Origin of the sequence: Porphyromonas levii DSM 23370 (assembly GCF_000379925.1) — a bacterium.
Taxonomy (GTDB): domain Bacteria; phylum Bacteroidota; class Bacteroidia; order Bacteroidales; family Porphyromonadaceae; genus Porphyromonas_A; species Porphyromonas_A levii.
In genome coordinates this window covers 45,448-57,920 of the sequence record NZ_KB904283.1, presented here as the reverse complement: position 1 = coordinate 57,920, position 12,473 = coordinate 45,448, and the positions used below count along the sequence as shown (strand labels likewise).

Annotated in this window: 12 protein-coding genes; 11 read left to right on the top strand and 1 reads right to left on the bottom strand. The window is 45.9% G+C overall.

Translation table 11 applies throughout. The features are described 5' to 3' along the window. Window positions 1–224: 224 nt before the first annotated feature. Window positions 225–1,739: a MuF-C-terminal domain-containing protein gene (locus A3GG_RS0109005; RefSeq protein WP_156808721.1), complete on the bottom strand. Its 1,515-nt coding sequence runs from the start codon at window positions 1,737–1,739 to the stop codon at window positions 225–227. A 260-nt stretch (window positions 1,740–1,999) separates the two neighbouring features. Here A3GG_RS0109005 and rplU point away from each other — a divergent pair, with 260 nt between their 5' ends. The 11 genes from rplU (at window position 2,000) to A3GG_RS0108950 (ending at window position 12,451) form a co-directional block, all read left to right on the top strand. Further along, window positions 2,000–2,317 (top strand): 50S ribosomal protein L21, encoded by a 318-nt coding sequence (rplU, locus tag A3GG_RS0109000; protein WP_018358964.1) that lies wholly within the window; start codon window positions 2,000–2,002, stop codon window positions 2,315–2,317. A 28-nt stretch (window positions 2,318–2,345) separates the two neighbouring features. Next, window positions 2,346–2,597, top strand: coding sequence for a 50S ribosomal protein L27 (gene rpmA / locus A3GG_RS0108995; protein ID WP_018358963.1), 252 nt, complete (start codon window positions 2,346–2,348; stop codon window positions 2,595–2,597). 18 nt (window positions 2,598–2,615) lie between these two features. After that, window positions 2,616–3,218 (top strand): C40 family peptidase, encoded by a 603-nt coding sequence (locus A3GG_RS0108990; RefSeq protein WP_248637673.1) that lies wholly within the window; start codon window positions 2,616–2,618, stop codon window positions 3,216–3,218. A 2-nt stretch (window positions 3,219–3,220) separates the two neighbouring features. After that, window positions 3,221–4,549 carry an ATP-dependent DNA helicase gene (locus A3GG_RS0108985; protein ID WP_018358961.1) on the top strand — a complete coding sequence of 443 codons (1,329 nt, stop codon included), beginning with the start codon at window positions 3,221–3,223 and terminating at the stop codon, window positions 4,547–4,549. Then, window positions 4,539–5,207 (top strand): inorganic diphosphatase, encoded by a 669-nt coding sequence (locus A3GG_RS0108980; protein ID WP_026215744.1) that lies wholly within the window; start codon window positions 4,539–4,541, stop codon window positions 5,205–5,207. The genes A3GG_RS0108985 and A3GG_RS0108980 overlap by 11 nt, the downstream gene beginning before the upstream one ends. After that, a complete protein-coding gene (locus tag A3GG_RS0108975) occupies window positions 5,186–5,932 on the top strand; it encodes an RNA methyltransferase (protein ID WP_018358959.1) in 747 nt (248 codons plus the stop codon). The genes A3GG_RS0108980 and A3GG_RS0108975 overlap by 22 nt, the downstream gene beginning before the upstream one ends. Window positions 5,933–5,938: 6 nt before the next feature. Further along, entirely contained in the window at window positions 5,939–6,601 is a 663-nt protein-coding gene (locus tag A3GG_RS0108970; protein ID WP_018358958.1) for a peptidylprolyl isomerase, read from the top strand. Window positions 6,602–6,993: 392 nt separating this feature from the next. Further along, window positions 6,994–8,403, top strand: coding sequence for a DUF3078 domain-containing protein (locus A3GG_RS0108965; RefSeq protein ID WP_018358957.1), 1,410 nt, complete (start codon window positions 6,994–6,996; stop codon window positions 8,401–8,403). Between the two features lie 11 nt (window positions 8,404–8,414). Next, window positions 8,415–9,761: a methyltransferase RsmF C-terminal domain-like protein gene (locus A3GG_RS0108960; RefSeq protein ID WP_018358956.1), complete on the top strand. Its 1,347-nt coding sequence runs from the start codon at window positions 8,415–8,417 to the stop codon at window positions 9,759–9,761. 6 nt (window positions 9,762–9,767) lie between these two features. Continuing rightward, window positions 9,768–10,904: a lipoprotein N-acyltransferase Lnb domain-containing protein gene (locus tag A3GG_RS0108955; RefSeq protein ID WP_248637672.1), complete on the top strand. Its 1,137-nt coding sequence runs from the start codon at window positions 9,768–9,770 to the stop codon at window positions 10,902–10,904. Next, the gene (locus A3GG_RS0108950; RefSeq protein WP_018358954.1) at window positions 10,901–12,451 is read left to right on the top strand and encodes an alkaline phosphatase family protein; all 1,551 of its coding nucleotides are present in this window, start codon (window positions 10,901–10,903) and stop codon (window positions 12,449–12,451) included. The genes A3GG_RS0108955 and A3GG_RS0108950 overlap by 4 nt, the downstream gene beginning before the upstream one ends. The last annotated feature ends 22 nt before the right edge of the window (window positions 12,452–12,473 follow it).

Sequence of the window (12,473 nt, the reverse complement as noted above, 5' to 3'; positions counted from 1 at the left end):
CTCTTTTTCGTTTTAGAATACTCTATATCTAAAACTATTTTGTTAGTTTTGTAGTGTGTAGCAGTACATTTGACTCCAAGAAGCCCATATACATGTCGTAGAAAACTGGTATCCATTGTGTAATTAAGCGTTTAGTGGATAATTCGCTCAATTATAATGGATTTCCAGTTTTCTTTCAAATTTTCAAAGAGAAAAATAACCCCGTCGCCCATATCTTGCGGATTTCATCCCGCAAGATGGTTGGTGTATACAAGCTGACGCAGGAGTCTCAAGGGATCACGGTAACCGCCATCACCCAGAATATCGGATGAGGCCTTTTTGAGCTGTCTAGTTTTTGGAGAGTATTTATCGCTATGGGTGTTGATGAGCTGCATAGGGCTACTATACCTCAATGGGTCTACCTTTGCTATTTCTGACACCTTAATTGCCTGTATTACCTTCTCTTGGTCTTCAGGTAGTCGTATTGTACCATTTGCGAACCACCGCCCCATAGCTAGAGCGGTCTTATTATCAAATGGTGTGGTGTATTCTATGAATGCTGCTATTTCCTCTTCTGTGAGGTCGTTTCTCTTTCTTAGCCACCCCTCTACTACGCTTCTATCTTTCTTGCTCAGTCGATATCTGAGATCGTCCTCGTGAGTTATCACTTCTTGACTTCCATTTTTTCTCTGCTTCTCGTCGAGCGTTTTTGTTTGTGTATTATCGCCGATCTGAAATTTTCCGTATGGTTCTGCTGGGTTTTGGAAATCTTTTACTATCTTTGTGATGGCATCTAAGTCTAGATGAGCCACCTCAGCGAGATTGATTCGCCGTTGGTTCATCTTTTCTTGGATGCTTTCTTTGTCTAGGTAGATAGCTTTTCCTTGAGCTATCCAGTTCAACCATTGATAGGTATCCTTAGGGAATAAACCTCTTACATCATTGACCTCGATATATCCTTTCTGCTTGCTCAAGTGCAATCCGACTAAGAGCTCTTTCCCGTCATATTGAGCTTCTACGATGATATTCTGAGCCTTTGTCTTATCTCCGTAAGAGAAGATAGCCAAAGGATTATTGAGGAGCCTAGGGAGGTCTCTTAACAACTCCAAATTGAATGGATGGTTATCTTGCTTGCTCTTTGCAGATGCTCCACTAGCGCTCATCTCGATAGGTAGCATAGGTATACCTGCACTCCTGAGGATATGATTTGGGATACCTAGCTTGTAGATATGACCCTTTGGGAGTGTGCCTTCTATCTGTTGCTGTAGCTCGGTATTGAACTGGTTGTTGACTGCTTCGAACTCTCTGTATCGGATGTCATTGTCCTCCACTATTTTTTGGTTTTGGAAATCTTTTACTACCTTTGTGGCGTGAGAAAGCTCCGCTTCTGTCAAGGCGCCCGCAATCGGAGCGGGAGTGCCGGATAGATATGCGAGGGCTTTCTTTTTGTCTGCATAAGTCAGATACCCTTTCCTTAACCATCTAACCACACTCTCAAACAATTTACCGTACACTGACGTGATCACATTCACCTCTGCCTGTGTCCCATTCCCATATCTTACGCTAACGACAAAGTTATTCCCCTTGTGATCTTTGATTTCCGCAAGCGCAATACGAGAACCATCTCCTTCAGTATCGAATACGGCTATCGGATAGGCAAGAGACTTTGGAAGGTTCAGAAGGTCAAGAATAGAATAGCCGTGTTTCTTAATCTTCTTGATGAGTTTGTTGCCATACAGAACCATTGGATAATTAGCCACCCCTCCTAAAGAAGTATCAGTACAAACTAAACAAAAGACCAAGAGAAAAGATATTGTTTAATACTCCATTATTAGCTTAAAAAACATTTGAAGTAAATTGCACTTGGTTCTTGAATCTACGCTTGAATCTACGAGCGATAAATATTTGGCTCTACAATAGTTTTTTGGTACCTTTGCGGCGATTATTCCGTGATGGGTCGTGTAAGTAGCTTTAGGAGTTAAGGCTCACCCACTGGGTATTATATTAAACGTTAATAGTTATGTACGGAATCGTAGAGATTCAAGGACAGCAGTTTAAGGTTGAGAGTGGCAAGACCCTTTTCGTTCACCACATCAAGAATGTGAATGAAGGAGACACTCTCGAGTTTGATCAAGTTATGCTCCTCGATCGTGATGGTCAGGTAAGTGTTGGTGCTCCTGTAGTAGAGGGTGCTAAGATTGTTTGCGAAGTTCGCCGTCCACTCGTTAAGGGTAAGAAGGTGTTAGTCTTCCACAAGAAGCGCAGAAAGGGCTATCGTAAGCTAAATGGCCATAGGCAGCAATTTACAGAGCTGGCTATCAAGGAGATTGTAGGATAACTAAAGAACTAATAGAAAGGAAAGAGATATGGCACACAAAAAAGGTGTAGGTAGCTCTAAGAACGGTCGTGAGTCGGAGAGCAAGCGACTAGGTGTAAAGAAGTTTGGTGGTGAAATCGTAAAGGCAGGCAACATCCTAGTTCGCCAGCGTGGTACTAAGCATCACCCAGGTGCTAATGTAGGTATGGGTAAGGATCATACCCTATATGCTCTCGTAGATGGCAAGGTGGTATTCTCTACTCATAAGGGTGACAAGTCAATGGTATCTGTTGAGGCTTAATACCTACAGTCTATCAAGGTGATTGAGAATCACCACATAAGAAGAATATGGTTAGTGGTGCTACTCATCGCAATGATGGGGAGCACCTCTTGCCGCACTATAAAGCAGCCCGTAAAGCGTGTACTTATCCCAGGAGAAGTCATCACGAAAGAAGGGGAGATTATTGATATAGGGGCAGAGCAGCTTCAACTGGCAAAGCAGCTCTCAATGGTTCTAGACATGGATATTGAGACACCCGAGGACAACTTGGATCTCTACGCCTTTATTGACGACTGGATTGGCACCCGCTACCGTTTTGGAGGTACCACAAAGAGAGGTACTGATTGTAGTGGGTTTGTCTACCGATTATATAAGGACGTCTATGCCACCGATGTGGGGCGACAGTCTTCTGCCGACCTCATGAGTAAAACCCGCAGAGTGAAGAAAGGGAACCTACGGGAAGGTGATATGGTCTTTTTCAATATTAACAACCGACGTGGTGGCAGGGCTAGCCATGTAGGAGTATATCTGAAAGATAATAAGTTTATCCACTCCACTACACGGAGAGGAGTCATCATCAGCGACCTCAACGAGCCCTACTACAAGAGAACCTACTTAGGCGCAGGCAGGGTAATAGATTGACAATGGCGCAGGATCAGATATTACTTACTCCGCACCAACGGTCTGTGGTGACGAAAGGTGTAGCCTATCTTAAAGAAGACAACCATAGGATATTGCTTATCCAAGGCTCAGCAGGGACAGGGAAGACTACGCTTGTCCATACGCTTGTCTCCGAACTTAGCCATGAGCTGAGCGCCAAGAAGGATCGCACTTATTCGGTGGTGATGACGGCACCAACACACAAGGCGGTAGAGGTACTTAGGCAAAAGAATAGTGATGAAGATAATATCTATACTGAGTTTTGCACCCTCCACTCAGCGCTTAGGCTCAAGTACAGTATAGATGAAGACAAGGGCATTGAGAAGTATATCCCAGATCCTAGTATTAGAGAGCGCAAACTCAGTGGTGCTACTATCTTAGTGATAGACGAAGCATCTATGATTGGGACAGACTTACTCCATTATATCGATTTAAGCCTCGAGGATAATAAGCTACTCAAGGTAATATTCATTGGAGACAATAAGCAGCTTCCCCCAGTTAATGAGCCGTCCTATATTTCCCCCATATTCAACCAAGGTTATAAGCAGTTAGGGCTAACTGAGATTATCAGGCAAGCGGCAGAAAATCCCATCATCCCCCTCTCTAACAACATCTACCAGCTCAATAGCTATACCGATAACACGACACAAGAGGGTCTTGGTTATAGTTTCACCAAAGACACTCAGAAGATTATTAGGTACTTTGTGCAGAATAGGCACGACACCGACATCCGCTTTCTCGCCTACACCAATAAGCGAGTAGAGGAGTTCAATAAACTAGTGCGGCACGAAATCTACGACCGCCCTAGTAAGATTGAACTAGGGGAGACAATCATCATTGATCGCTCATACCAGGTGGATCGAGACATAATATTCAACAATAACGAGGAAGTGAAGATTAAATCCTCTGAAGTCTATGAGATTGATTTCGAGTACCCCATAGACAAGAAAGATAATACAGACAGCGTGCTGCTAAAGGTGTATATCGTCAACGGGTGTTTACCGATTATCCACGAGGATAGCGAGTTCCTATTCCTCGACATCCTCGATCAGTTGAAACGAAAAGCGAAGAATAAAGATTTATTTTGGAAAGACTACTATCAAACCCGAAATAGCTTTGCCGTCTTCAAGCATAGGTATGCCCTCACAATACACAAGGCTCAAGGATCAACTTATAGAGAAGTATACCTAGACTACGATGATATCAATAAAAACCCAGTTCTCGAGGAGAAAAAGAAGCTGATATATACGGCAATCACTCGTGCTTCAAAACACCTAACGGTACTCACTTCAAGACTAAAAGATGGCAAGTAAGTTATTTCTTTTTGACATGGATGGTGTCCTTTTCGACACTATGCCACAGCATGTACGCAGCTGGAAACAAACAGTCGATGAGTATGGGCTAAAGGCAGAACAAGACGAGTTCTATCTCTACGAAGGTATGCGAGGGATAGACACCATAGCCAAGCTATACCATAGAACCTTCGGCAAGGAAGCTCCTATGGAGCTAGTAGAGGAAATCTACGAAAGGAAGACCGCCCTATTCAATAACGCCAACTTCGAGCTACAACTAATCCCCCACACCAGAGAGGTAATGGCGGTGGTCAAGGAGAAGGGTTATGATATAGCGGTGGTCACGGGAAGCACCCAAAACAACGCCTACCCTAGGATTGAAAAGTACTACAGCGACTATGTCAAGAGGGAGCATATCATTACGGCGGAGAGTGTGACCAAAGGAAAACCCAACCCCGAGCCCTATCTCATGGGCATGAAACTATTCGGATGTTCTCCAGAAGAGGCTATCGTCATAGAGAATGCCCCTCTTGGGGTGAAGAGTGGAAGCTCTGCTGGAGCGCTTACCATTGCTGTAACAACTGGCCCTATCAAGGAATCTATTTTGAGAGAAGAGGGAGCCCAACTGGTTTTTCCCGATATGAAAGCGCTACAAATATGGTGTCAGAAGAAGCTATAAAGCCACTATCCGAAAGGGAACGAAAGATAGTCACCTCGCTCCGACTCGCCAAGAAAAGAAGCGAAGAGAGACTATTTGTAGCCGAGGGTGCCAAAGCCATAGAGCTACTTACCCCCTCCTTCCAGCTCCGATGGATGATAGCCTCCGACCCTACCTTACTTATAGGCGTAGGGAAAGAGGCTCGACTAACGAGCCAACAAGAGATGAAGAAGCTCTCCTCACTCGAAAGCCGTCACGAACTGATAGCTGTATTTGAGCTTCCTTCCGAGCCCCCATTTACGGCTTCGGGGCTTATCACCGTCGCTCTCGAGGAGGTACAGAATCCTGGCAACCTTGGCACCATCATTCGGCTATGCGATTGGCTTGGCATCAAGAATATATTGTGTAGCAAAGGGTGTGTAGACCCTTTCAACCCCAAAGTGGTTCAGGCCAGTATGGGAGCACTGGGCAACGTAACTATCTACCAAGACATCGATCTGCCAGAGTTCCTCCCCAGCCACTTCAGCAACATTATTACCACGGCAATGGATGGGCAGGACTATCGGACGGCAGTCATCCCGCCCAACTCCGTCATCATATTTGGCAACGAAGGGAGCGGGATATCCTCCGAGCTCCTCAGTATAGCAAATAATCGTATCACTATTCCGAGAGCCGAAAGCTCAATAAGTGACTCTCTCAACGTTTCGCTTAGTGCTGCCATTCTACTCTCTTCATTCACTAGATAAAATACTATGCGTAAGATTGCGTTATCCTTAGTGCTCGCTTTTGTAGCGGTTGTAGCATTGGCTCAGGAGAAGGAATATCAAGTCGAGTTCAAGACCAATGTCGGCTCCTTCACTGTGAAGCTTTACAACGAGACACCACTCCACCGAGACAATTTCCTGACACTCGTAAGGCAGGGAGACTTCAACAACCTCGTATTCCACCGTGTCATCAAAAACTTTATGGTACAAGCCGGTGGTGCCATGAAGGGCGACGATGGGAAAGCTATGGCAAAACTAGAGGCGAAGTACCCCAAGATGATTCCCGCAGAGTTTCATTACCCCGAGCTATATCACAAGAAAGGGGCGCTAGCTGCTGCTCGCCAAGGCGACGAAGAGAACCCCGAGAAGGAGAGCTCTCCTATCCAGTTCTACATAGTGACTGGGCAGTGCTTTCTTGAGAACGAGCTAGAGAAGTACGACAATGAGGAGCGAGGCAAGATGCCAGACTACATCAAGCAAACCTACATGACAGAAGGAGGTACACCTCACCTAGACACCGAATACACTGTATTTGGAGAAGTCCTCGAAGGCATCAAGACCATTGATAAGATCCAAAACAGCAAGACGGACGATAGCGACCGACCCACCAAAGACATCTACATTATCTCCACTAAAATACTCCAAAAGTAATGATAAAGAGGCGACCCCCACATGGTCGCCTTTTTTACTTCGTTACTCAAAACCCCAGATCTACCAACTAAGCTACCCGTAGTGTAGGGTTTCCAAAAAAATTCCCTCGGTTGGAACGGTAAGTTTCCAACGTTGGAAAGCAAAGTTTCCGTCGATGGAAATATAAGTTTCCAAGGCTGGAAAGATAAGTTTCCGTCGACGGAAACTTTAGCTTCCAACATTAGTAAGCTAAGCCCCTCCATACATACGCGTCAAATCCCCCAGTGTGTATGCCACTAGAATACCCATACAGCACTCATGAGAATAGCCACCAACACCCCCTATTTTGTGAAGTGGCGATAGGTTAGTACCTTTGTACATAAGATATAAACTATATAATTCAAGAAGATATAATGAAAGTAGCTAGAAGCTTATATATTGCCTTAGCATTGGGCTTTGGCTTATTATCGAACAACGTGGAGGCGCAAGAGTTTGCTTCTACTCCTGACTATGCAATGAATATTTTGCTCAATGACACGCTAGGGGCAGCACTAAGTCAGGAAGCAAAGCAGATTATTGGTCGACCATTCTCGCCCGACCAGTTACCTACAGCCGAAGAGCTCCGGCTAAAAGCCCTACTCAATGCCCCATTAGTGGTCGACGCTAAAAACTTCAAGTCATTAACCATTGATGTCCCCGAGACCAAACCTCGTTACTCCAACCTAAGTACTTGGACAGAACGCCTATTGGAAGAGCAAGATAAGATAGCCCAAACCAGCACTTTCGCTCAGAGCGTAGGCCGATGGTCACACCTTCGACTACTTAGGGAACAATTGATGCTCACGCACCCTCAGTTTGCCGATATTATGGTTGGCCAATTACCGGGCACTATGAAAGGGAATCAGATTGCAACATCGGGGTACAATGGAGAGTTGGCACAGCTATCTGTAGTTCAAAAGCCCACGGGGGAAATAGCTGGCGGGGAGATAGAGCGGAAGTACTGGTGGCATAAGTTTGAGGGAAGCATCCACTTTGCACAGAACCAAGTATCCAAGAATTGGCATAAGGGAGGCTATAATAGTCTTAACTTCAACACCCGCATCTTCTACAATGCCACTTACGAAAAAGGTAAGGTCAAGTGGGTGAATGAGCTAGAATACAGGCTCGGTCTATTCTCCAATGTCCCTGATACCGACGACAAACTACAGCTCAAGATAGGAGAAGACTCGTTCCGTGCCAATAGCAACCTTGGTATCAAAGCTTATAAGAATTGGTATTATACTACCGATGTACAGCTGCGTAGCCAATTATTGAAAAACACTAAAGAAAATGGGACTCTGATAACTCGACCATTTGCACCCCTTGTTTTGGATGCAGGTCTCGGTATGAAGTATGACATCAACCTTAAGAATTTTAGGAGTAACCCTTTTGCTCGGTTCCGTTTCACTGCCAATGTTGCCCCACTAGCTGCGAACCTAGCTTATACCTATACTGATGATATTGACAAGGGACGTATCGGTTTTGTACAAGACCAGAGGTTTAGAGCTCGCCTAGGTTCGTCCATTCACCTCAACCTCAATTGGGACTTCTCTACCTCCCTCAATTGGACTTCAAGGCTATTCTACAGCACATCCTATAAGCACGTAGAGATAGAGTTCGACAACTCTATCAACTATGCCTTCACACGCTTCTTCACTGCCCGTTTCTCGCTCAATACGAGGTTCGATGATAGTGTGATCCTACCAGCAGATATGCCAAAGACCTTCATGAATCTACTCCAGTACAACCAGCTCTTTAGCTTAGGTTTCTCATATAAGATTTAAGCTGCAAGGATATGCTACAGCTACCAGAGAGATTCAGAGAGCGCTTTGCCCAGCAATTTGGAGTGGATGAACTGACACTGCTCGAGGAGGCTCTAGGCAAACCGCTTTCGCCCTCCATTCGCACACACAGCGACAAAGGGTTTACACCAAAGTTAAGAGCGGTACCATGGTGTGCCCTCGGTGGCTACGTAGATAGCGAGGTAACGTTCGGAGCAGACCCTCTGTGGCATGCAGGGGCATATTATGTACAAGAGCCTGGGTCTATGATGGTCGCTCAGTATATTGAGCAACTAAGGTTAGCGCCTCAGCGTGCCATTGATCTTTGTGCTGCCCCTGGGGGCAAAACGAGTTTGTTGAGGAATTATATCCCAAATGATTGCATCCTCTTAGCTAATGAGATAGAGAGCGCTAGGTCTAGAATACTACTTGAAAACCTCACTCGATGGGGACTCGATGAGACCATTGTAACCAGTGCTACCCCTAGGCAACTAAAAGTGAGCGGCATCACAGCCGACTTAATCCTTGTGGATGCCCCTTGCTCTGGCGAAGGGATGTTCAGGAAAGAGCCCTCGGCAGTTAGCGAATGGTCCGAATCCAATGTGGCTCTATGTGTTTCTAGGCAAGAAGAAATCCTTGATGAGGCTTGGGCAATGCTAGAAGAGGGTGGAGTGCTCATCTATAGCACGTGCACCTACAATAGAGAAGAGAACGAGGGGCAACTCGAATACTTGCAGAGCAAATACTCTGCAGAGCTTCTGAAGCTAGAGGTCAGTCCGTCATGGGGTGTCTGGGAGCGAGAAGAAGGGGTCTATCACTTCATGCCGCACCGCACAGAGAGTGAGGGGTTGACCATCTTCGCTGTGCGGAAGATCGAGAGTACTGTGCCCTTGAGTGGAGACTTTAAGGTTTCATCATCCACCAAGGTGCCTACCGAACTCGCCCACGTCTTTGACCCCGAGAACCTTTACCAGCACAACGGGCTATGGTACGCCCTGAGTCGTGAGGGGCAAGCACTTCTTTCGCTACTCAAGAGGACGAAGATACTTGCCGGTGGTGTGCCTCTTGGAGAAGAGAAGGGCAAAGGACTTGTACCGCATCAGGCATGGGCCAATAGCCACAACCTAAGCGCTCTCATTCCCTATTCGCATTATGAGCTGAGCAAGGAAGTAGCTCTGCAATACCTAAAGCGGGAAGTCCTGAATATTGAGAGCGATAGAGGGATCCAGCTAGTTACTTATGAAGGAATCCCCCTCGGCTTTGCCAAACAAGTTGGGAATAGAGCAAATAATCTATATCCTAAGGAGATGATGATACGCAATAGTAGACTTACGCCCGAGGATATACCCCACTGGAATTAAATGATAATGAAGAGATATCTACTCACGATTGCCATTCTACTGAGTTCTATAAGTGCAATCGCTGCGCCCAAGGTTAGCTTGCTTACCTGTGGACCCACCGATGACTACGTATTTTACCTATATGGGCACACAGCTATCAGAGTACAGCAAGATGGTCAGGACATTGTATACAACTACGGATACTTCTCCCTGGATCAGAAAAACTTTATCCTCAATTTCATGTTGGGGAAACCCATGTACTCTTTAGGGGTTACTAGTTTCGATGAGTTTCTATGGGAATACTCCTCGCAAGGTCGTAGTGTGGTAGAGCAAGAGCTCAACCTCACAGATACCGAGGCTCTACTCTTGGCGAATAAGCTCTCCTGGAATGCCTTGCCAGAGAATAGGGACTACCAATATAACTTTTACTTCGACAACTGCGCTACGCGCCCACGAGACCTACTTGAGGAGGCGATTGGTGATATTAAGTATCAGCTGAACCCTTCGGCACTCCCCACATTCCGCGAAGCTATTCGGGACAAAAGCCATTCGGCTGTATGGTATACCATGGGGGCAGATTTGTGTCTGGGCTGGAAGACCGATAGACAGATGTCACTGCGCGATGCTGCCTTTCTCCCCAGTTACTTGGAGCAAGAGCTAGATAGTGCACTTAGAGGAGACACTAACGAACCGATTGTCACCAAGAAAGTGGTATGGGTAGAGCAGAGTAAGACCATCAGTAATCCGTATGAAGCATGGAGAATACCTTGGTTTGTATTTGTAATACTCATTGTCCTCCTGCAGATACGCCCTACCTCGAAGATACAGATATTATACCATAGAGCTATCTATACCCTACTAGGCATAGGAGGAGTTACGATATGGTTTCTTGCCTTTATTTCGGAGCATCCACACACATGGCCCAATGCCAACATGCTATTCATGCACCCATTTTGGTTTGTACTAGCTATCACTACCTATAATAATAGGTGGGGAAAGCCCAATAAGTGGCTCTATTTTGGTAACTTTGTAGCGATAGTTATCTACTTGATACTAGGTTTATTTCTACAAGAATTGCCTAAGCACCTCCACATACTCGCCATAGGTATAGCCTTGGATCAGTTTTTGCGGTGGAGGGAGAGTAGGAACCATATAGAAGAATGAATAAGATACTTACCGGACTTGTCTCTCTACTGACACTCTGCCAAGTAGGTGTACTGCAAGCGCAGACGCCTCGTTTGGTGGTGATGGTATCTGTGGAGGAGCTACGAGCTGACCTCCTAGAGGAGTTGGCTAGGGAGATGCCAGACGATGGCATCAATCGGTTGCTCAATAGAGGCAAGGTATATGGCAATGTAGCTATCCCTCTACTTAGGAGCAATACCACTGCAGCCGAAGCCATATTACACACAGGTACGCTAGCTACTAGCAATGGGGTAGCAGAGCGCAAACCTATGCGCACAGATAGGGCAGGCAAAAGGATTCATACCAATTCTGTATTTGAGGATAAGGACTTCCTCGGTTATGCTACTTCGGGCAATTATTCTCCTCGCTCGCTGAGCACTCCTACGATAGGTGATAATTTAAAAAAAGCAACCCAGAATAAGGCTCTCGTCTATAGTATTGCTCCCAAAGCAGAAGAAGCAATCATCGCTTCGGGCCTCTATGGCAATGGTGCCTATTGGATCGACCCCTACACAGGGAGGTGGGCAAGTAGTACTTACTACCAAGGGGATTTCCCTATCGTTGTTGATCGTAGCAACGTCGGGAACGAGTCACTTCCCACCCGCCTTGGGAATGGCATAAGGTGGCGCAACTCTAGTAAAACGCATTTACTAAAGGCGTACACGGGAGGTGCCTCTTTTGACCATAGCTTTGGCAAGACGACTAGTGACATAGAGGATTTTACTGAAAGTCCTCTTATCAATGACGAGGTCGTAAGGCTAGCAAAGTCTCTACTAAGCGGCACAGGCTTAGGAAAAGATGAAATCACAGATTTACTCTCGCTCCATTTCACAGTAGCTAACGGGAATAAAGCAGAAAGCGATGTTACGAGTGAGACAATTGATAGCTATCTCAGGCTAGACAGGAGTATAGCCGAACTTCTAAAGCACATTGACCTCAATAATACCTTGGTGGTGCTCACTGGCAATGGTATTTCGCGAGAGTATGCCCCAGCTGTTATTGACGACCGAAGACTCTTCAAGGCAGATCGATGCTTGGCATTGGTGAATATGTACCTCCATGCGGAGTTCGGGGTACAAGGATTGGTAGAGGAGATTACGCCCTATGGGGCAGTTTACCTCAATAGAACGACTATTAAGTCCAACCCCAAGGTCAAGCTCCGAGAAGTACAGAGTGCTGTAAGCGACTTTCTTTTGGAGTTCAGTGGTATAGCGTATGCTATTGAAGAGTATAGACTACGTGAAAGTGCCATCAGTAATAACGGTAATAGCGTTTGGCTAACAGCGCTCAATAGTGCCATCAATGCCAATCGCCCGGATATCGTCTTTGGTTTACTCCCAAGCTGGGTAGCTCAAGACCTTAGTAGTCCAAGACAGGTGCAAAGCTACCAGATGGTAGCGACCCCTACTCTATTCGTTATGATGCACCCAAGCATCAAGGCGAACAAGATAGAGACTCCGCTCGACCTTCGGGAAGTTTCCACTAAGATAGCATGGAGACTTCGCATCAGACCACCTACTCCATAAGTAGACGCATTATGGAGGAGGG

What these genes read in the sequence shown, in the direction of transcription:
- rplU (WP_018358964.1), top strand. Translation starts at nt 2,000, where the DNA reads ATGTACGGAATCGTAGAGATTCAAGGACAGCAGTTTAAGGTTGAGAGT.
- rpmA (WP_018358963.1), top strand. Translation starts at nt 2,346, where the DNA reads ATGGCACACAAAAAAGGTGTAGGTAGCTCTAAGAACGGTCGTGAGTCG.
- A3GG_RS0108985 (WP_018358961.1), top strand. Translation starts at nt 3,221, where the DNA reads ATGGCGCAGGATCAGATATTACTTACTCCGCACCAACGGTCTGTGGTG.
- A3GG_RS0108980 (WP_026215744.1), top strand. Translation starts at nt 4,539, where the DNA reads ATGGCAAGTAAGTTATTTCTTTTTGACATGGATGGTGTCCTTTTCGAC.
- A3GG_RS0108975 (WP_018358959.1), top strand. Translation starts at nt 5,186, where the DNA reads ATGGTGTCAGAAGAAGCTATAAAGCCACTATCCGAAAGGGAACGAAAG.
- A3GG_RS0108970 (WP_018358958.1), top strand. Translation starts at nt 5,939, where the DNA reads ATGCGTAAGATTGCGTTATCCTTAGTGCTCGCTTTTGTAGCGGTTGTA.
- A3GG_RS0108965 (WP_018358957.1), top strand. Translation starts at nt 6,994, where the DNA reads ATGAAAGTAGCTAGAAGCTTATATATTGCCTTAGCATTGGGCTTTGGC.
- A3GG_RS0108960 (WP_018358956.1), top strand. Translation starts at nt 8,415, where the DNA reads ATGCTACAGCTACCAGAGAGATTCAGAGAGCGCTTTGCCCAGCAATTT.
- A3GG_RS0108955 (WP_248637672.1), top strand. Translation starts at nt 9,768, where the DNA reads ATGAAGAGATATCTACTCACGATTGCCATTCTACTGAGTTCTATAAGT.
- A3GG_RS0108950 (WP_018358954.1), top strand. Translation starts at nt 10,901, where the DNA reads ATGAATAAGATACTTACCGGACTTGTCTCTCTACTGACACTCTGCCAA.